Below are 19,490 nucleotides of genomic sequence, written 5' to 3'. Positions count from 1 at the left end.
GGGTCGGCCAGGGCGCGGGTTCGTCGCCGACGCGGGCGGGGGTGCGCACCCAGACGGCGTTCCAGCCCGTGCTGCTGGGGCAACGGCGAACGCCGTCTCCCGCGGGCGGCGTGGTTCATCCGGCCATCCTGGCACGGTGTCTCGGTGTGGTCACCCCGCCGGGTCGAGGCGCAGCAGGCGTCCGCTCGGCGCGTCCTCGAGCAGCCACAGGGAGCCGTCCGGGGCCTGGGCGACCGCGCGGATGCGGGCGGCCAGATCCCACGTGTCGGCGATCGTGGCGCGCTCACCGTCCAGGTCGATCCGGATCAGCGCCCGGCCCGACAGGGCTCCCACGAACGCGTCGCCGGTCCAGGCCGGGAAGCGGTCGCCGGAGTAGATCAGCAGCGAACCCGGCGAGACCGACGGATTCCACCAGGCCACCGGGGCGATGAAGCCGTCACCGGCTGCATGATCGGGGATCGCGCGGCCGCCGTAGTGCGAGCCCTGCGAGGCCCGTGGCCAGCCGTAGTTCGCGCCCGGGGTAATCAGGTTGAGTTCGTCGCCGCCCTGGGGGCCCATCTCCGTACTCCACAGCCGCCCGTCGGTGTCGAAGGCGAGCCCGAGCGGGTTGCGGTGACCGTAGCTCCAGATCTCGGCGGCGGCCCCGCCGCGATCGGCGAACGGGTTGCCGGGCGCGGGCGCGCCCTCGGGCGTCAGCCGGACGATGGTGCCCAGCGTGGTGCCGAGATCCTGCGCGGGCTCCATCTTCTGCCGGTCGCCCGAGGACACGAACAGGTGCGCGCCGTCGGGGGAGAAGGCGATCCGGTGGCTGAAATGCCCGCTGCCGTCGGTCTTCGGGGCCTGGCGCCAGATCACCGACAGCCCCTCCAGGTGGGCGGTCGCCCCGTCTGCGACCAGCCTGGCCCGGCCGACCGCGGCCCCCACGCCACCGTCGCCGCGCTCGGCCCAGCTCAGATAGAGCAGGCCGTTCTCGGCGAAACCCGGAGCGGGAACCACGTCGCCGAGGCCGCCCTGCCCGGCCGCGACCACCGCGGGCACTCCGGTCACCTCGACGCGGGCGCCGGTGTCCTGGTCGCGCAGCCACAGCGTGCCGGTGCGTTCGGTGACCGCCAGCCAGCGGGTACCGGGCAGGAAGCTCATCGCCCACGGATCGCCGAACTGATCCTGAGCCGTGACCGCGAAAGGGCGCCCACCGGGCGCCGGAGCCGGCGAGGAGAGTGCGGAGGGTGAGGATGCCGGGATCGAGGCCGGATTCGGCGCGGGCGTCGGGGCGGAGCCCGTGCAGGCGCTCAGCGTGGCCAGGGCCGCCGCCAGGGCGGCCGAAGCGAGAGGTCGTCCCATGGCTCGACGCTACCGGATGGTCGAAATCCCATTCCAGATTCACGCCCGCGCGCATCGCCCCTTGTCGCGAACGACCCCCGGCGAACTGGACATAGATTTCGACCACCGGACCGAGGCTGCTGTCCGGCCGGGCCCGCACACTAGGATCGACGCGTGATCGACGACTATGGCCTCGACCTCCCGCTCGTCCATGCCGGCAAGGTGCGGCGGCTTTACGCGCTGCCCGACGCCGAGGATCCCGGCGACCGGGCTCCCGGCCGGCTGCTGATGGTGGCGACGGACGCCATCTCGGCGTTCGACCATGTGCTCAGTTCGACGATCCCCGACAAGGGTGCGGTGCTGACCCGGCTGAGCCTGTGGTGGTTCGAGCAACTCGCCGACGTGGTCCCGAATCACGTGGTCTCCACCGAGGTGCCGGCCCCGGTGAAGGGCCGCGCGGTGATCACCGAGCGCCTGGAGATGATCCCGGTCGAATGTGTCGTCCGCGGCTATCTGACCGGCTCGGGCTGGGCCGAATACCAGAAGTCGGGCACCGTGACCGGCATCCCGCTGCCCGAGGGTCTGCGCGACGGCGACCGGCTGCCGGGGCCGATCTTCACCCCCGCGATCAAGGCCGAACTCGGCGAACACGACGAGAACGTGCCCTTCAGCACCATCGCCGATCTGCACGGGTTCGCCGCCGCCGAGCAACTCCACGACACCTCGCTGGCCATCTACGAGCGCGCCGAGCAGATCGCCAGCGAGCGGGGCGTGATCCTGGCCGACACCAAGTTCGAGTTCGGGCGCCGCCCCGACGGCGCCCTCGTGCTCGCCGACGAGGTGCTCACGCCCGACTCGTCGCGGTTCTGGGACGCCCAGCAGTGGCGGCCCGGAGGCGCGCAACCCAGCTTCGACAAGCAGTTCGTCCGCGACTGGCTCGCGCACGAGTCGGGCTGGGACAAGAGCTCCGACCTCGCGCCGCCCCCGCTGCCGGCGTCGGTCATCGCGGCCACCCGCGATCGCTACGTGGAGGCGTACACCCGGCTGACCGGGCGTCCGTTCAACTGAGATGGGCCGGCTCGGCGCGCCGGCCGGTTCGGATAGGATCGCGGGCATGGCGCGAGTGATCGTTGACGTGATGCCCAAGCCCGAGATCCTTGACCCGCAGGGCAAGGCCGTCACCGGCGCGCTCAGGCGCCTCGGTTTCGATGGCCTCACCGTGCGCCAGGGCAAGCGGTTCGAGGTCGAGGTCGAAGGCGAGTTGACCGACGAGCGGCTCGATCAGGTGCGCGAGGCGGCCGAGAAGCTGCTGGCGAACACGGTCATCGAGGCGTTCGACGTGCGGGTGGAACAGCAGTGACCCGCATCGGCGTCGTCACCTTCCCCGGTTCGCTCGACGATCACGACGCCGCGCGCGCGGTCTCGCTCGCGGGCGCTACGCCGGTGCCGCTGTGGCACGCCTCCCATGATCTGGAGGGTGTGGACGCGGTGATCCTGCCGGGCGGGTTCTCCTACGGCGACTACCTGCGCTGCGGCGCCATCGCCCGGTTCAGCCCGATCATGACCGAGGTCATCGATGCGGCGAACAAGGGCATGCCGGTGCTCGGCATCTGCAACGGATTCCAGGTGCTGTGCGAGTCGCACCTGCTGCCCGGCGCGCTGATCCGCAACGACGTGCGCACCTTCGTGTGCCGCGACCAGAAGTTGCGCGTCGAGACCCGCGACACGGTCTGGACCTGCGCGATGACCGAGGGCCAGGAGATCACCATCGTGCTGAAGAACGGCGAGGGCGGCTACATCGCCGACGCCGAGACGCTGGCCCGCCTCGAGGGCGAGAACCAGGTCGTCTTCCGCTATCTGGAGGTCAACCCGAACGGCTCGATGAACGACATCGCCGGCATCACCAACGAGCGCGGCAACGTCGTCGGCCTGATGCCGCACCCCGAGCACAATGTGGAGGAACTGACCGGCCCCTCCACCGACGGACGCCTCTTCTTCGACAGCGTGATGGGTTTCGTGGTGGCCGCCGCCCGCTGAACCGCTCCAGCAACACTTCCCCGCCCGTCACGGTTCGCCGTGGCGGGCGGTCTAGCGTTCGGCGATCGAGAGCTGGGGGAACAGCGGATGGCCGGGCGGCAGATCGAACAAGGCGTCCGCCCCGTCGATCCCGGTGCCGATCGGCTCGGTGAGCGCGAACTCGGGCCAGTGCAGGGTCAGGTATTCGGTGAACCGGCGCAGGACGCGGTCGGAGGCGAACACCCCGCCGAGGGCGGCGACCTTCGGCGCGGCCGGCCCGTGCAGGTGCGCGCGCCGGATGCCGGCCTGCACCGCCTCGGACAGGTGTGCGGCGGCCTTGTCGAGGATGTTGCCCGCCACCCGGTCGAACTCGGCCATCGCGGCCACCGTCTCGGCGAACGCGGCGATCCGCGCCACCCGGTCGGGTGCCGACTGTAGGTCAAGGTAGGCCAGCTCGAGGTCGGGATACAGGTCGGTCAACGCGCCGGTGAGCGCGGTCATCTGGCGGCGTCCGTCGTGACCGCGCAGGGCGGCCTCCATGCCGGTGCGCCCGATCCAGTACGCGGAACCGGCATCGCCGAGCAGGTGGCCCCAGCCGTCGACGCGGGCCCAGTGATCGGGGCCGACGGCCAGGCAGATCGATCCGGTGCCGGCCGCGATCACGCAGCCGTGCTGATCGCCGAGCGCGCCCAGGTAGGAGGTGATGGAGTCGTGGGCGACGATGATGTGGTGGACGCCGTCGTCGGCGACCAGGCACATCAGGTCGTGCGCCGTCTCCCGGCCCAGCCCTGAGGATCCGATCGCGACCGAATCCACGCTCATGCCCGGTTGCTGGGCCACGACGCTGTCGACGATCGCCCGCCACTGCTGCGGAAGCGGCTGGGCCGTGTTGACGCCGGCGGCCCTACCCTCGGCGCGCACACCAGCACCGCCGGTGGCGGCGGACATACGCCACTTGGTCGATGTCTGACCGACATCAAGTGCGAGACGAACCTTGTCAGCCAACGGAAACCCCTTTCGTGGCCCGCCCGATGACGGGCGTGCCCGCGACATTCCCCAGACTACCTGCGGGGCGCCCGCGGCGGGGCGAACCGGCGAGGAAAGATGGCCGGGCGCGCTCGGGCACCGGCGCCCGCCCGCGCCGTCTCGCGCTAGATTGTGTGCGTGGTCGACACCGTAGAAAACGCCCTTGCCACCCCGGACGCCTCGCAGCCCTGGTCCGAACTCGGGCTGAAAGCGGACGAGTACGCGAGCATCCGCGAGATCCTCGGGCGCCGCCCGACCGGCTGCGAGCTGGCGATGTACTCGGTGATGTGGTCGGAGCACTGCTCCTACAAGTCCTCCAAGGTGCACCTGCGCCGCTTCGGCGTGCTCGAGCCGCACACCCCGCGCGGGCCTCTGCTGGCGGGCATCGGCCAGCAGGCCGGCGTGGTCGATGTCGGCAACGGGCTGGCGGTTACCTTCAAGATCGAATCGCACAACCACCCCAGCTACGTCGAGCCCTACCAGGGCGCCGCGACCGGCGTGGGCGGCATCGTCCGCGACATCATCGCGATGGGCGCCCGCCCGATCGCGGTGATGGATCCGCTGCGCTTCGGCCCCCTCGACGCCCCCGACACTGCCCGCGTGCTGCCCGGCGTGGTGGCCGGCATCGGCGGCTACGGCAACTGCCTCGGCCTGCCCAACGTCGGCGGCGAGGTCATCTTCGATGAGACCTACTACGGCAACCCGCTGGTGAACGCCCTGTGCGTCGGCGTCCTGCGCCACGATGGCATGTACACCAACGCGGCCACCGGGGTGGGCAACCAGGTGATCCTGTTCGGCTCGGCGACCGGCGGCGACGGCATCGGCGGCGCCTCCATCCTCGCCTCGGAGACCTTCGACGCCGACGGCCCCGCCAAGCGGCCCAGCGTGCAGGTCGGCGACCCGTTCATGGAGAAGCTGCTCATCGAGGCCTGCCTGGAACTGTTCGCCGCCGACCTGATCGTCGGCATCCAGGACTTCGGTGCCGCCGGCATCTCGTGCGCGACCTCCGAGATGGCCGCGGCCGGCGACGGCGGCATGCACGTCGACCTCGACAAGGTGGTGCTGCGCGACCCGACGCTGTCGCCCGAAGAGATCCTGATGAGCGAGAGCCAGGAACGGATGATGGCGGTCGTTACCCCCGAGAACGTGGACGCCTTCATGGCGATCTGCGCCAAGTGGGATGTGCTCGCCACCGTGATCGGCGAGGTGATCGAGGGTGACCGGCTGCTGATCGACTACCACGGCGAACGCGTCGTGGACGTCGACCCGCGCACCGTCGCCGACGACGGCCCGGTCTACCAGCGTCCGATCGCCCGCCCCGACTGGATCGACGCCCTCAATGCGGACGCCGCTGAGAAGCTGCCGCGGGCGGCGTCCGGCGACGAACTCGGCGTGCAGGTGCTCGCCCTGGCCGGCTCGCCGAACCTGTGCGACAAGAGCTGGATCACCGACCAGTACGACCGCTACGTGCGCGGCAACAGCGTGCTCGCCCAGCCTGAGGACTCGGGGATGATCCGCCTCGACGAGGAGTCCGGCCTCGGCATCGCGCTGGCCACCGACAACAACCCGCGGTTCTGCCTGCTCAACCCGTACCTGGGTGCGCAGCTGGCGCTGGGGGAGTCCTACCGCAATGTGGCCACCACGGGCGCCGAGCCGGTGGCGATCACCGACTGCCTCAACTTCGGCTCGCCGGAGGATCCCGAGGTGATGTGGCAGTTCCAGGAGGCCATCAAGGGCCTGGTGGACGGCTGCCGGGCGCTCGGCACGCCCGTCACCGGCGGCAATGTGAGCTTCTACAACCAGACCGACGGCACCAACATCCATCCGACCCCGGTGGTCGGCATGCTGGGCGTGATCGACGATGTGGCCGACCGGATTCCGATGGGGTTCGTGCACGCCGGGGACGCCGTGGTGCTGCTCGGCGACACCAAGGAAGAACTGTCGGGCTCGTCGTGGGCCGACGTTGTGCACGGCCATCTCGGTGGCGTGCCGCCGCAGCCGAACCTGGACGCCGAGATGGCGCTCGGCCGGGTGATGATCGCCGCCGCGAAGGGTCACCTGCTCAGCTCGGCGCACGATCTGGCCGACGGCGGGCTCGCCCAGGCGCTGGTCGAGTCGGCGCTGCGCCGCAACCTCGGCGTCGCGCTCACCCTGCCCGAGGGCGACCCGACGGTCGCGCTGTTCTCGGAGTCGCCCGCCCGCGGGCTGGTGTCGGTCTCCGCCGAGCACTACGCCGCGTTCGAGACGCTGTGCCGCGAGCACGGCGTCCCCATCGAGCGCCTGGGCGAGGTCGTCGCCGAGCCGGTGATCGAGGTGCGCGGCCAGTTCACGCTCGGCCTCGCCGAGGTGCGGGCGCGCTGGGAGGCGCCGATCCGCGACGCGATGACCGCCCACTGATCATGACCCAAGAGCCGCAGCCGCCCTACGGTGCGCCGCCGGGTTATCCGCCGCCGTACGGGCAGCCGCAGCAATCCTACGGTCAGCCGCACCCGCAGCACGGGACGCCGCCGCAGGGGCCGTATGGCGCGCAGGCCCCGGGCCCGTGGAGCCAGACGCCCGGGCCGCCGTGGCCGCCGGCGCAGCCCTGGCCCCACCCGGGCACGACGCCGGCGTGGCCCCCGTACGACCCGAAGGCGCCGCGCAGGCTCGTCGGTGCGGAGCGGTTCTGGGTTCCGGCCGCGCACTGGCTGGCGCTGATCAGCAGCTGGTTGGGGCCGCTGGTGGTGCTGCTCACCGTCGGCGAGAGCCATCCGCGGGTGCGCGAGCACGCCAAGGAGTCGCTCAACTTCGAGGTGACCATCGCGCTGGTGATGCTGGTGGTCGCGCTCGCCGGGCTGCAGACGGCCGGATCGGTGCTGTGGGTGGTGCCCGTGTGGGTGCTGTGGATCGTGGCCCGGCTGTGGGCGACCGTGCACGCGGCCGCGGGCCGGACGGTGCGCTATCCGGTCAGCCTGCGCATCGTTCGATGACCGCGGCCCGAAGGGGACCTTCGCCCGGGTAGACTGCTGCAGTGAGTCACGCCCTGCACCTGCTGGATCCGGTCGGCGACCCCAAGCCCAAAGAGGAATGCGGCGTCTTCGGCGTCTGGGCTCCCGGCGAGGAGGTCGCCAAGCTCACCTACTACGGTCTCTTCGCCCTGCAGCACCGCGGGCAGGAGTCGGCCGGCATCGGGGTCAGCGACGGCGACCGGATCATGGTCTACAAAGACATGGGCCTGGTCTCGCAGGTGTTCGACGAACCCACCCTCAACTCGCTCACCGGGCACATCGCGATCGGCCACGACCGCTACTCGACCACGGGCGCGTCGGTGTGGAAGAACGCCCAGCCGACCTACCGGGCCACCCCCAACGGCGGAGTGGCGCTCGCGCACAACGGCAACCTGACCAACACCGGCGAATTACAGGCCTGGCTGCGCGAGCGCGACGCACACGCCCGGGTCGCCGCCAAGGACCGGATGGACTCCACCAACGACACCTGGCTGGTCACCGCGTTGCTGGCTAGTCTCCAGGGCTCCACCTGGGACGCCGCCCTCCAGGTGCTGCCGCGGCTGCAAGGGGCGTTCTGCTTCACCTTCATGGACGCCGGCGCGCTGTACGCCGCCCGCGATCCGCAAGGCGTCCGCCCGCTCGTGCTCGGACGCCTCGAGCGCGGCTGGGTGGTCGCCTCCGAGACCGCCGCGCTCGACATCGTCGGCGCCACCTTCATCCGCGAGGTGGAGCCGGGCGAACTGATCTGCATCGACGACGGCGGGCTGCGCTCGGCGCGGTTCGCCGAGGCCAACCCGAAGGGGTGCCTGTTCGAGTACGTCTACCTGGCCCGTCCCGACACGATCATCGCCGGACGCCGCGTGCATTCGGTCCGGGTGGAGATCGGCCGCACCCTGGCGATGGAGTCGGCGGTGGACGCCGACCTGGTCATCCCGACCCCCGAGTCGGGCATCCCGAGCGCCATCGGCTACGCGGAGGCGTCCGGCATTCCCTACGGGCTCGGCCTGGTGAAGAACTCCTACGTGGGGCGCACCTTCATCGAACCGAGCCAGACCATCCGCCAGCTGGGCATCCGGCTCAAGCTGAACCCGATCCGCGACATCATCGAAGGAAAGCGGCTCGTCGTCGTCGACGACTCGATCGTGCGCGGCAACACCCAGCGCGCGCTGGTGAAGATGCTGCGCGAGGCGGGCGCGGCTGAGGTGCACGTGCGGATCAGCTCCCCGCCGGTGGAGTGGCCGTGCTTCTACGGCATCGACTTCGCCACCCGCGCCGAACTGATCGCGCCCGGGATGAGCGTGGACGAGATCTGCCGCTCGATCGGCGCCGACTCGCTGGCCTACATCTCCCTGGAGGGCCTGGTCGCCTCCAGTGGCGTGTCGAAGCGGCGCCTGTGCCGGGCCTGCTTCGACGGGCAGTACCCGATCCCCGTGCCCGAGGGCACGGCCGAGAAGATGCGCCTGATCGCGCAGGAAAGCGACGACGATGAGTGAGCAGCCCACCTCCGCCTACGCGGCGGCCGGCGTCGACATCGAGGCCGGCGATCGCGCGGTCGAACTGATGAAGGCGCACGTGGCGCGCACGCGGCGTGAGGAGGTGCTCGGTGGCCTGGGCGGCTTCGCGGGCTTCTTCGACGCCAGCGCGTTGAAGAACTTCGAGCATCCGGTGCTGGCCACCTCGACCGACGGTGTCGGCACGAAGGTCGCCATCGCCCAAGCCCTCGACAAGCACGACACGATCGGCTTCGACCTGATCGGCATGCTGGTCGACGACCTGGTCGTGGTCGGCGCCGAACCGCTGTTCGTCACCGACTACATCGCCTGCGGCAAGGTCGTTCCCGAGCGGATCGCCGCGATCGTCTCCGGCATCGCCGCCGCCTGCGAGAAGGCCGGTGCGGCCCTGCTGGGCGGCGAGACCGCCGAGCATCCCGGCCTGCTGGACGCCGGCGAGTACGACATCGCGGGCGCCACCACCGGCGTGGTGGAGCGGGCGAAGATCCTCGGCCCGGACCGGGTCCGCCCCGGCGACGTGGCCATCGCGCTGGGGTCCTCGGGCCTGCATTCGAACGGCTACTCGCTGGTGCGCCACGTGCTGTTGCAGCAGGCCGGCTGGTCGCTGGAGCGACACGTCGACGAGCTGGGCACCACCCTCGGTGAGGCGCTACTGACGCCCACCACGGTGTACGCCCGCGACATCCTGGCCCTGATCGAGGCCGCCGAGGTGCACGCGATCAGCCATGTCACCGGCGGCGGGCTGGCCAACAACCTGGTCCGGGTGCTGCCCGAGGGCATCACCGTCACCGTCGAGCGGTCCTCGTGGACGCCGCCGGCGATCTTCTCGCTGGTGCAGTCGGTAGGGGCGGTCAGCCGCCCCGACATCGAGGCGACCCTCAACCAGGGCGTCGGCATGGTGCTGGTGGCCCCGGAGGCGTCCGTGGGCGCCTTGCTGCGCGAATCCGCGGCGCGCGGGCTGGACGCCTGGGTGCTCGGCCGCGCGACGGCGTCCGGCGCAGCGGCCCGCGTGGATGTGGTGGGGGAGCACGCCTCCGCCTGAGGACGGACGGCCGTGGCGCCCGCGTCCACGGTTCTGCTTTGTCCGGGGTGGGAACTCGGGTAGCATCTGCCTCACGACAGATACATCCTCACGCGGCTAGACCGCCACAACGCTAAGGGGGTCGACCCGGATATGGGGCGCGGCCGTGCAAAGGCGAAGCAGACCAAGGTCGCTCGCGATCTCAAGTACCGTACCTTCAATACGGACTTCTCCTCACTGGAGCGCGAGCTCCGCGGTGAGAGTTCCTACCAGGTGTACCAGCCCGACTCCGACGAGTACGACGACGCGTATTCCGACGACGGCGAGGAGGAGGACTACCCCTCCTATGGGCGAACCTCCTGACGGTCGTCCTGGTCACGCCGAGGGGTGGTCGCCTGACGAGCACCTGGCGGGTTTCGAGTGTCTGAGGCTTCCCCTGGCAGCCGACCCCCTTCCTGAAGAGGACGGCGCTCCGCTGGTCGGCACCCTGATCCGCCGCAGCGATCCCGCGTTGCGCGCCCATGCACGGGCCATCCTGCACGTGCACGGGTGGAACGACTACTTCTTCCACGGGCATGTCGCGGAGTTCTACGAGGCCCAAGGCATCGCGTTCTACGCGCTCGACCTGCGCCGCTACGGGCGCAGCTGGGTTGAGCCCCAGTTGCGCGGTTTCATCACCGATCTGTCGGACTACACCGAAGAACTCGCCGCTGCGCTCAGCGTGATCGGTGCCGGCCATCCGGTGGTGCTGCTCGGCGGGCACTCGACCGGGGGGCTGGTGGTGACCCTGTACGCCTCGGATCATCCCGGGACGCTGGCCGGGCTGGTGCTGAACTCGCCTTGGCTCGATATGTGGGTCACCCCGGCGTTGACCTCGGTACTGCGCCCGGTGTTGTCCCAATGGAGCCGGCGCAACCCGACCTTGCCGCTGCCGCTGCCCGACAGCGACGAGACCCCATTCTACGCCCAAGCCATGCACTCGGCCTACGGCGGCGAATGGAACTACTCCCTCGACCTCAAGCTGGAGCGCGCCGATCACCCGAGGGTGGGCTGGCTGCGCGCGGTGATCCAGGGTCATCGTCGCGTCGCGCGGGGACTGAACCTCGACTGCCCCGTCCTGGTCACCACCTCGACCAAGGACGCGTGGCTACGGCCTTCGCTGGAATCGGCACGCGAGTCTGACATCGTGCTCGATGTGGACCGGATCGCCGCGGTCTCCTGGAGACTGGGCAACGTCGTCGCGCTGGCGAGGATCGAGGGCGGCACCCATGACCTGTCGCTATCGCCCTCACCCGCGCGCGAGCGCTTCTTCGAGGCGGTCACCGCCTGGTTGCGCGGGTACGTCCCCGCACCGTGAAACGGCCTCAGAGCGTGAGTGCCGCGGACGCCGCCCGCGCGGCCTGCGCCCCGTAGCCGCCCCCGAACAGCATCGCGTGCACGAGCAGCGGATGCACCTGATGCAGCGGGATCAGCGCGCGCCAATCCGTCGGCAGGTGATCGCTGGCCCGCGCGTAGGCGTCCAGGATCTCGTTCAGGTAGGGGACGGCGAACAGCGCGAGCATGGCCAGGTCGGTGATCCGGTGGCCGCCGTGGGCGGCGGGATCGATCAGTGCCGCACCTGAGGGCGTCCACATCACGTTGCCGCTCCACAGGTCGCCGTGGATGCGTGCGGGTGGTGCCGGATCGTCGAAGTCGCCGCGCTCCAGACGTGCGCACAGCGCGGTGAGCGGCCGGTACTGCTCCAGGGTGAGCGCGCCGCGGTGGTGGGCGCCGTCGGCGTAGGGCAGCACGCGGTGGCGGGAGTAGAAGGCGCCCCAGCTGGGTTCGGGCCGTAGCGGGAGCGGGGCGTCGCCGATGAAGCCGTCGCCTGCCCAGCCGTCGGGCGGCGACCCGAACGCGGCGGCGCCGGCGTCGTGCATCGCCGCGAGTGCCCGCCCGAAATCGCGAGCGTGGCTTGGGGTGGGGGAGGCCGTCGGGAGGCGTTCGAGAACGATGCTGTCGGCGTCCACGCTGATCACGGACGCGACCTTGACCGCGCGGGCGGACGCGAGCCAGTTCAGCCCGGCGGCCTCGACGGCGAAGAAACCGTCCGGGGCCCGATGGCGGTGCTTGCGGAACGTCTGCATGGCTCCAGTGTGCAACGGGAGAGCGGGAGCCCGGGCGCTTCGGGTGAGGATCGGTGCCGCTGCCCGCCCTGGCGCCCCCAGAGCGGGGCGGGCGCGGCCACCTTTGATCCCCCCGATGTTCGCTGGCCGACTTCCCCCCGGAATCGGCCAGCGGCCCGTCGATGCGGCGTATCTATTCTCGCCGGCCGGCGCTCCGGAGAGGAGGCCCTCGCGGGCCTCGTGCCGCAGGGGTTTGGGACGCGAGTCCCACATTCAGGGACTGGGCGCGCGCCTGCGCAATGTTCGGGTTCCTGCTGTGCGCCATCAACCCCTTCGATAGGGTCGAATTGCCTACGGAGAGGGTGAACGTGCGACAGAAAGGCGCGGTGACCGGCCGGCGTGGGGTGCGCCTCGCGGCGGCTGCGGGCGCGGCCTTCTTCGCTGTCCTCCTCATTGCGCTGCAGCGGTGGGCTCCCTCGGAACCGCCGTCGGGGCGGGCTTGGGCCCCAGACGCATCTGGCACGGTCGGGGTGATGATCATGCTCGTCAGCGCCCTCAGCGCCTGGGGAGTCACCGCCTATCAGCGCTGCTCCGACGCGACGATCCGCCGCTACGTGGCCTGGGCGACTGCGCTGGCGGTGTGGTGGATGATCGTGGCGCTGATCAAGAGCTCCGCGCGAGAACCGCTCATCGTGGAGGCGTGCTGGTACCTGTACTACATCCCGATCCTGTTCCTTCCGCTGCTGGTGATGTTCGGCGTGCTACGCGCGGCGGCGCTGGACGACGGGCCGCGGGTGCGCGCGATGATGCGCGCCGCGATCGTGTTGTGCGTCCTGTGCGCGACTTTGGTGCTGACCAACGGGCTACACCAAGCGGCCTTCCTGTTCGACCGTGCGGATCCGGGGTTCGTCACCCACTACAGCTACGGGGCCGTGTACTGGGTGATCGCCGCCTGGACGCTGCTGGTGCTCGGCGTATCCGGCACCATCCTGTTCGCCTTCGCCCGGCGGCAACTACGGCCGGCGACGCTGTTGCTGCTCGCCCTCATCGGGGTGGGCGTCCTCTACTCGGTCCTCTACGCCTTCGGGATGCCGTCGGTGTTCGCGAGCAACCTGGCGCTCATCTACGTGCTGATCTTCGTGCTGGCCACCGAGGTCTCGCTGCGGCTGGGCGTCCTGCCCGCCTACGCCTGGGATCAGGAAGCCTTCCGCACGCTGCCGTTGTCCCTGTGGGTGCTCACCCGGCAAGGCCGGATCGCGTACGCGACCGCGCGCGCCGGTGACCTGGACGCCTACGTGGCGACGACGGTCGCCGCGCTCCGGGTCCGCGGACACGGTGCCGTGTCGTTCAGTGACCCAGGCGACGTCAACACCGAGTATCTGGCCTACGGCCTCGACGGGGGCGTCGCGCTCCTGGCCACGGACGTGTCGCGGATCACCGCGCGCCGCAGCCTGCTGGACGCCAAGCGGCGCCGCCTGCAACGGCAGAACCTGTTGCTGGAGCAGGACCAGCTCGTGCTGGCCCGCTTGCACAAGCTGTGCCACGAGCACGATCTGCTCGACGAAGTGGAGGGGACGCTGGCCGCGACGGCCGACAACATCAGAGAACTCCTGGCGGAGCTGGCGACCCTCGAATCCCCGGCCGGTGACGCAGAGCGGAAGCGGCTGTTGACCGCGATCAAACTGCTCATCGCCTACTGCAAGACCAAGGGCAGCCTGATCCTGACCGAGCGGGAGGATGCCGTCCTGGACCGGGAGCGGATGCAGCTGATCGTCGCGCAGACCGTCGCCGATCTGCGCAGCTGTGGCGTCCGGTGTGCCGCCACGGTCGACCTGACCTCGCCGCTCCCGCCCGCGCCTGGCAGCGCGCTGTACGACTGCTTCTACGAGATCGCGATGGCGTCCTTCCTCGGCGGCGACTCCGCGCTCATGGCGCATTTCAACGACCGCGAGCCGGGGATGGCCGAACTCCGCATCGCCCACCAGTGTGAAGGGTCGTGCCTGGTGGCCCCGCTGGTGGCCTCGCCCGACTGGTCCGATCGCCTACAGCAGGACAACCTGACCTGCGAGGTCGAGGGGGAACCAGGCGCGCTGACCCTGCGCATCCTGGCTCCCGTGGGCGGAGGTGGCCGCTGATGGGTGTGCTCGCCACGCTGAACCTCGCCACACTCACCGTGGCGCTGGTGGCCGTGTGCCTGCTGATCGCTGGCCAGACCTTGCACGTGCACGTGGTGGCCGCGCGCAGACAGGTGCGTGCGGGCGTCCTCGCCTATGAGGTGCTGCTGGTCGGGCACCTGATCGTCACCGCGGCGATCATCACTGCGGCGGCCCACGGGGAGTGGTGGACGCTGCATACCCTCGGCCTCCACGTGCCGCTGGAACCCCTGCTGTGGGGCAACGCGGTGGTGGCCGTGCTGGGTGCGGCCCTGCGGTGGAGGGGGTGCCGGATCGCGCTGCTCGAACTCGGTGTGCTGCTCGCCTGCACGCCACCGGTGTTGCGCCTGTCCGGCGACGGCGCGTGGATCGTCCTTCTGGTGGTGTTGTGTTTCTTCGCCGCCCGGGTGGCGAGCGAGCTGGTGCTCGATCTCGGGCGGCCGAGACGTGAGCTGTCGCAATGGTCGACGACAGAGGCGATCGTGCGGTTGCCGCAGGGACTGCTGCTCGCCGATGACAGCGGCCGCATCCGCCTGATGAACGACGCCATGCGCGCGTGCCTGATCGCCCTCGGCTTCCCGACCGACCTCGCCGACGCCCGCCAGGTGTGGACGGCGCTGCGGGCGAAGGCCGCCGACGAGCAGGACGTCATCGCTGAAGACAGCGTGGTGCTCAGACTCCCCGACGACCGGATGTTCCTGTTCTCGCTCGACTCGTTCGACATGGGCGGCGCCCCCTGTTGGCGGCTGCTCGCCCGCGACATCACCGACGAGGACCGCCTGATCAGACGTCTGGCCCGCACCAACGACGAACTCGCGCGCGCGGCGTCCGAACTGCGCGCATCGCTGGCCAACGTGCGTGACGTGGCCAGGGGCGAGGCGCTGCTCGCCGCGCGGGCGCGCGTGCACGACGTGATCGGGCAGCGACTGTCGATCCTGCACCGCTACCTGGAGGATGACGAGATCACCGACGCTTCGCTCGCCTCGCTGGAGCCGATGCTGCGCGCGATCCTGTGCGACCTGTCCGAGGTCGGCCGTACCGAGAGCGCCGCCGAACTGGACGGCATCGTGACCTCGTTCTCGCTGATCGACGTCCGGGTGAGCGTCGAGGGTGAGCTTCCCGCTGCGCCTGCTGCGGCCGACACGTTCGTGCAGGTGATCCGCGAGGCGGCGACCAACGCCGTCCGGCACGGTCAGGCGCGCGCGATCACGGTGGTGATGACGGCCGCGCAGGACGCCTGGCGCCTGTCGGTGAGCAATGACGGAACCAGTCCCGCAGCGGTGACGCGGGAGGGCCTCGGCCTGCGCGGCATGCGCCACGCGGTGTGCGAGCTGGGCGGGACCCTCAGCGTGATGCCGAATGCGCCGTTCACCGTGGAGGTAGCCGTGCCGCGCCGGCGCAGCGTCGAGGAGGCGGTGGCCGAGAGCATCCTGGCCCACGAGGCGGCCGTATGAACGCTCCGCAGAGCAGTGAGCGACCCACCAGGATCATCGTCGTCGAAGACCAGACCATCCTGCGCGAATCGCTGGTCGCCGCCATTGACGGCGAACCTGACCTGGAGGTGATCGCCTCGCTGGCGGACGCCGCCGACGCGGTCGAGTTGGCCGAGCGGCTGCGCCCCGACCTGATGCTGATGGACGTCTACACCGACCACGGCTCCTCCGGCATCGTGGCCGCGCGCCGGATCAAGGCTTCGCAGCCGGGCGTCTACGTCGTGATCATGACCGGGATGCCCGAGATCACCTTCGTGCGACAGGCGCGGGACGCCGGCGCGGACAGCTTCATCTACAAGAACGTCGGCACCGGGGAACTCCTCGGCGTGCTCCGCTCGACCCGCGACGGCTACTCGACCTACCCACGTGATACGATCCCCACTCGATTCGGTGCGGCGGGCCTGACCGACGATGAGATCGAGATCCTGCGCCTGGCCTGCGAGGCCAAGTCGCGCAAGGAGATCGCCGCCGAGCTGTACCTCAGCGAGGGGACCGTCAAACGCCGCATTTCCGAGATGCTGGCCAAGACCGGCTACGACCACATCCTCAACCTGGCCGTGGACGCCGTCTCGGACGGCTATATCGCTCCGAGGATCGAGCGCGAACGCTAGGCCACGGCGTCCTGGTTGCCGGGGCGGTCGGGCATGAAAAAAGGGATCACGCGCGACGTGATCCCTTTTGGAAACTCTGGGTGGCCAGGACCGGGGTCGAACCGGTGACCTTCCACTTTTCAGGCGGACGCTCGTACCAACTGAGCTACCTGGCCGGTTGTTCTCTTCAGAACAGCGACCCCGACGGGACTCGAACCCGCGACCTCCGCCGTGACAGGGCGGCGCGCTAACCAACTGCGCTACGGGGCCTTTTGAAGGCCGCTCCCCTCGCGGGCAGCTTGAGAAGCATAGCGTGCCCCTCGCGCCGATGTGAAATCGAGCCGCTGGGTAGGCCTGAACTCGTGCGAGGGGCGGAGGTGATGTCAGTGATCCTGGTTCTCGTAGATTCTCGCGGCGATCGGGTAGGACGCGAGGTAGGCGAGGATGCCAACGGCCGGTCCGGCCCAGGGCAGCCAGGACTCGCTGCCTTCCAGCACTCGGGTGAGGGTGAGGCCGATCGGCAACTGTCCCGCCAGGATCGCGATCCCGGACAGGCCGAACGCGAAGAACAGGAAGGCGAAGCCAGCGAAGCGGGTTCCCCAACGCAGATAGCACGGCTGCATGATGGCCATCATGGTCAGGAAGGAGGCCGTGGTGACCGCAGTGGCCAGGCCCAACTCGGCGACCGGCTCCCCGCGGAAGGCCGAGGTCGCGGCGGCGATGAGCCAACCGAGTGCCGTCGCTGCGACCACGACGCCTCCGGAGATCAGGTAGTGCGCCTGCACGACCGTCCGGCGCCGGAGCGGAAGGGTTCCGAAGAGAAGGTTCAGCCGGTTGCTCTCGCCGACGCTGAACAGGTTCATGCTGACGATCACCCCGGCCAGGCCGACCATCGTCAAGCCCATCTGGGTGCCCAAGGCCACCATGTACACGATGGTGAAGCCGAGATAGGCCGGCAGAACCCGGCGTAGTGAGACTAGCGACATCAGGTCGAGGCGCAGCATCGGGGTGAGTTCAGACATGGCTCGGCTCCTTTCCGAGATGGACGACGATCTCCTCCAGCGTGGGCGCTTCGGCGAGCGTGCGGCGTCCGAGCGCCACCGTGTCGTCGGTAGCCATCAGGCCCTCCCATCCGGCACCGTGCTCGCGCAGACCGAGGACCAGCGGGCGCACCGCGTCCAGCTCCGCAGCCGGGCCGCGGACGAGGCGGTAGCCGTCGATCAGTTCGTCGCGGGTGGTGGCGCTGACCACACGCCCCGCGTGTAGCACGGTGATGTAGTCGGCCACCTTCTCCAGATCGGAGGTGATGTGGGTCGAGAAGAGCACCGAGTGTGACGCGTCGGTCATGAAGTCGGCGATCATCTCCAGCAACTCGCTGCGGGCCAGTGGATCGAGGCCACCGGTCGGCTCATCGAGCACGAGAAGCTCCGCGCCATGGCTGAGTGCGACGGCGAGTTGCAGCCGCATCCCCATGCCGCGGCTCAGCTCCTTGACCTTCTTCGACGGCTCGATGCCGCTCCAGGCCAGGAGTTCGGCGTAGCGGTCGGCGTCCCATTCCGGGTAGAAGGGCGCCAGCGCGCGGCCCACGTGGGTGGCTGTCCAGTCGCCGACGTAGCTCGGCTGATCGAACACCACCCCGATGCGCGCCTTGTCGATCAGGTGCGCCTCCCCGCTGTCCGGCCGGACCAGGCCGAGGGCGATCTTGATGGCGGTCGTCTTGCCCGCGCCGTTGGCCCCCACCAAGCCCGTCACGTAGCCGCGCGGCACGGTCAGGTCGAGGGGGCCCAGGGCGAAGGTGGTGGTGTCCTTGCCTTTGCCGCGCGCGTACCGCTTGGTGACCGCGTGCAGCCGGAATGGATCGGTGGTGGTGGGCGAGTGCATCACGGCTCCTCGGGGTTGCTGAGCAGGGAATCGAGCACGGCGTGGAGTTCGGCGTCGGTCAGGCCGGCGAGGCGGGCTTGGCGAACGCCGTCGGCGAAGTGCTGCTCGACCTCGCGCAAGATCTGCTCGCGCACGAGCGCGCTGTCACGCGGGAGCACGTAGCTGCCCTTGCCGGGAACGTTCGTGATGAAGCCCTCGGCGGCGAGGTCGGAGTAGGCGCGGGTGGTGGTGATCACGCTGACCTGCAGGTCGCGGGCGAGTCCGCGGATCGAAGGCAGCATCGCACCCTCGGCCAGGTCGCCCCGCAGGATCGCGGCCTTGAGCTGAGCCTTGATCTGTTCGTAGATCGGCACGCCGCCGGTGTTCGCGAGCACGATGTCGACCACCCCACACCTCCTTACTGTCTATATGCACTATATACAGTTGGCTTGGGTTGTCAACGACTCTCGGCGGGTGGATGGTCGATTTCTATGTCCAGATTCGAGGGGGTGGTCTGTGACTAGGGGTGATGGCGGAGGGCTTCGATCTGGACATAGAAAATGACCATGCGAGGATCGTGACGGTGCGTGGAGCCGGGAACAACCGCCGGCCGGCCCGGCGTTGGCCCGGCATGAGGATTGACATCTGGTCCGATATCGCCTGCCCGTGGTGCTACATCGGGCTGGCCCGGTTCGAGCAGGCCCTCGCATCATTCGCGCATCGTGACGGTGTCGAGGTGCGGCTGCACAGCTTCCAGCTCGACCCCGGCCTGCCCGAGGTCTACGAGGGCGGTGAGGCCGAGTACCTCGCCTCCCGCAAGGGGATTCCCGTCGAGCAGGCGCGGCAGATGTTCGCGCAGGTGGCCGAAGCCGCAGCCGGTGACGGTCTCACCATGGACTTCGACGCGCTGTCGGTGGCGAACTCGCGCCGCGCCCACCGGTTGCTGCACGCGGCTCGCGATGTCTCGCCTCAGGCGGCGTGGGACCTCGAACGTGCACTGTTTGGGGCGCACTTCACCGACGGCGAGTCCATCGCCGACGCCGAAGTGCTGGTGCGCCTGGCGGTCGAGGCGGGCCTGGACGCCGAGGCGGCGCGCGCGGCCCTTGACGATCCGGAGCGAGACGCGCAGGTCGCCGCTGACATCGCCCAAGCCACCCGGCTAGGGATTCGCGGCGTGCCTTTCTTCGTACTGGCCGAGAAGTACGGCATCTCCGGCGCGCAGCCACGGGAGGTTTTCGGCCAGGCGCTGACGCAGGTGTGGGACGAACTCCATCCGGTCGTCCAGCCGCTCGCCGTGCCCGGCCTGGAGGGCTTCGGCGGGGGAGCGGCCTGCGGTCCGGAAGGGTGTGACTGAGACGTCGAACGCGAATCGGGTGAGTGGGCATGATCCCCACTCACCCGATTCGCG

Annotated in this window: 17 protein-coding genes, 2 tRNA genes and 1 pseudogene; 12 read left to right on the top strand and 8 right to left on the bottom strand. The window is 69.9% G+C overall.

The annotated features are described in order from the left end of the window. Window positions 1–150: 150 nt before the first annotated feature. Window positions 151–1,341 carry a PQQ-dependent sugar dehydrogenase gene (locus QM708_RS05705; RefSeq protein WP_415105258.1) on the bottom strand — a complete coding sequence of 397 codons (1,191 nt, stop codon included), beginning with the start codon at window positions 1,339–1,341 and terminating at the stop codon, window positions 151–153. Window positions 1,342–1,497: 156 nt separating this feature from the next. Between QM708_RS05705 and QM708_RS05700 the strand changes: the two are divergent. Further along, window positions 1,498–2,680: pseudogene (locus tag QM708_RS05700) on the top strand (phosphoribosylaminoimidazolesuccinocarboxamide synthase). Then, the gene (purQ, locus tag QM708_RS05695) at window positions 2,677–3,357 is read left to right on the top strand and encodes a phosphoribosylformylglycinamidine synthase subunit PurQ (protein ID WP_415105255.1); all 681 of its coding nucleotides are present in this window, start codon (window positions 2,677–2,679) and stop codon (window positions 3,355–3,357) included. The pseudogene QM708_RS05700 and the gene purQ overlap by 4 nt, the downstream one beginning before the upstream one ends. A 51-nt stretch (window positions 3,358–3,408) precedes the next feature. Here the strand turns inward: purQ and QM708_RS05690 are convergent, their stop codons facing one another. Next, window positions 3,409–4,389, bottom strand: a complete 981-nt coding sequence (locus tag QM708_RS05690; RefSeq protein ID WP_415105252.1) for an N-acetylglucosamine kinase — start codon at window positions 4,387–4,389, stop codon at window positions 3,409–3,411. 111 nt (window positions 4,390–4,500) lie between these two features. Between QM708_RS05690 and purL the strand changes: the two genes are divergently transcribed. From purL to QM708_RS05660, 6 genes are all read left to right on the top strand, one after another. Further along, the gene (gene purL / locus QM708_RS05685; RefSeq protein ID WP_415105249.1) at window positions 4,501–6,759 is read left to right on the top strand and encodes a phosphoribosylformylglycinamidine synthase subunit PurL; all 2,259 of its coding nucleotides are present in this window, start codon (window positions 4,501–4,503) and stop codon (window positions 6,757–6,759) included. 2 nt (window positions 6,760–6,761) lie between these two features. After that, window positions 6,762–7,331, top strand: a complete 570-nt coding sequence (locus QM708_RS05680; RefSeq protein WP_415105246.1) for a DUF4870 domain-containing protein — start codon at window positions 6,762–6,764, stop codon at window positions 7,329–7,331. A 41-nt stretch (window positions 7,332–7,372) separates the two neighbouring features. Then, entirely contained in the window at window positions 7,373–8,842 is a 1,470-nt protein-coding gene (gene purF, locus QM708_RS05675; RefSeq protein WP_415105243.1) for an amidophosphoribosyltransferase, read from the top strand. Continuing rightward, complete coding sequence (gene purM / locus QM708_RS05670) at window positions 8,835–9,902, top strand: phosphoribosylformylglycinamidine cyclo-ligase (RefSeq protein WP_415105240.1); 1,068 nt, start codon at window positions 8,835–8,837, stop codon at window positions 9,900–9,902. The genes purF and purM overlap by 8 nt, the downstream gene beginning before the upstream one ends. A gap of 132 nt (window positions 9,903–10,034) precedes the next feature. Then, window positions 10,035–10,244, top strand: a complete 210-nt coding sequence (locus tag QM708_RS05665; RefSeq protein WP_415105237.1) for a DUF3073 domain-containing protein — start codon at window positions 10,035–10,037, stop codon at window positions 10,242–10,244. After that, a complete protein-coding gene (locus QM708_RS05660) occupies window positions 10,228–11,238 on the top strand; it encodes an alpha/beta hydrolase (RefSeq protein WP_415105234.1) in 1,011 nt (336 codons plus the stop codon). Before QM708_RS05665 ends, QM708_RS05660 begins: the two co-directional genes overlap by 17 nt. Before the next feature lie 7 nt (window positions 11,239–11,245). Here QM708_RS05660 and QM708_RS05655 read toward each other — a convergent pair whose 3' ends face one another. Further along, window positions 11,246–12,259 (bottom strand): fructosamine kinase family protein, encoded by a 1,014-nt coding sequence (locus tag QM708_RS05655; RefSeq protein ID WP_415105231.1) that lies wholly within the window; start codon window positions 12,257–12,259, stop codon window positions 11,246–11,248. A gap of 260 nt (window positions 12,260–12,519) precedes the next feature. Between QM708_RS05655 and QM708_RS05650 the strand changes: the two genes are divergently transcribed. From QM708_RS05650 to QM708_RS05640, 3 genes are read left to right on the top strand one after another with little or no spacing between them, the layout of a single operon-like run. Continuing rightward, the gene (locus tag QM708_RS05650) at window positions 12,520–14,121 is read left to right on the top strand and encodes a histidine kinase N-terminal 7TM domain-containing protein (protein ID WP_415105228.1); all 1,602 of its coding nucleotides are present in this window, start codon (window positions 12,520–12,522) and stop codon (window positions 14,119–14,121) included. Further along, window positions 14,121–15,593: a sensor histidine kinase gene (locus tag QM708_RS05645; RefSeq protein ID WP_415105225.1), complete on the top strand. Its 1,473-nt coding sequence runs from the start codon at window positions 14,121–14,123 to the stop codon at window positions 15,591–15,593. The genes QM708_RS05650 and QM708_RS05645 overlap by 1 nt, the downstream gene beginning before the upstream one ends. Continuing rightward, on the top strand, window positions 15,590–16,243 hold the full coding sequence (locus QM708_RS05640; protein WP_415105222.1) for a response regulator transcription factor: 654 nt from the start codon (window positions 15,590–15,592) through the stop codon (window positions 16,241–16,243). Before QM708_RS05645 ends, QM708_RS05640 begins: the two co-directional genes overlap by 4 nt. An 81-nt stretch (window positions 16,244–16,324) precedes the next feature. Here QM708_RS05640 and QM708_RS05635 read toward each other — a convergent pair. The 5 genes from QM708_RS05635 to QM708_RS05615 all read right to left on the bottom strand — a co-directional run bounded on the left by QM708_RS05635 (window position 16,325) and on the right by QM708_RS05615 (window position 18,489). Further along, a tRNA-Phe gene (locus tag QM708_RS05635) sits at window positions 16,325–16,398 on the bottom strand. A gap of 20 nt (window positions 16,399–16,418) precedes the next feature. Further along, window positions 16,419–16,492 (bottom strand) — tRNA-Asp (locus QM708_RS05630). Between the two features lie 113 nt (window positions 16,493–16,605). Continuing rightward, window positions 16,606–17,244, bottom strand: coding sequence for an ABC-2 transporter permease (locus tag QM708_RS05625; RefSeq protein ID WP_415105219.1), 639 nt, complete (start codon window positions 17,242–17,244; stop codon window positions 16,606–16,608). Then, window positions 17,237–18,103, bottom strand: a complete 867-nt coding sequence (locus QM708_RS05620; protein ID WP_415105216.1) for an ABC transporter ATP-binding protein — start codon at window positions 18,101–18,103, stop codon at window positions 17,237–17,239. The genes QM708_RS05625 and QM708_RS05620 overlap by 8 nt, the downstream gene beginning before the upstream one ends. Then, window positions 18,103–18,489 (bottom strand): GntR family transcriptional regulator, encoded by a 387-nt coding sequence (locus tag QM708_RS05615; RefSeq protein WP_415105214.1) that lies wholly within the window; start codon window positions 18,487–18,489, stop codon window positions 18,103–18,105. Before QM708_RS05615 ends, QM708_RS05620 begins: the two co-directional genes overlap by 1 nt. Before the next feature lie 122 nt (window positions 18,490–18,611). On the opposite strand from QM708_RS05615, the gene QM708_RS05610 reads away from it, so the two are divergent. Then, window positions 18,612–19,436, top strand: a complete 825-nt coding sequence (locus QM708_RS05610) for a DsbA family oxidoreductase (RefSeq protein ID WP_415105211.1) — start codon at window positions 18,612–18,614, stop codon at window positions 19,434–19,436. The last annotated feature ends 54 nt before the right edge of the window (window positions 19,437–19,490 follow it).

It is taken from the genome of Propioniciclava sp. (assembly GCF_047602245.1).
Taxonomy (GTDB): Bacteria; Actinomycetota; Actinomycetes; order Propionibacteriales; family Propionibacteriaceae; genus Propioniciclava.
This window is presented reverse-complemented; position numbering and strand designations above follow the sequence as displayed.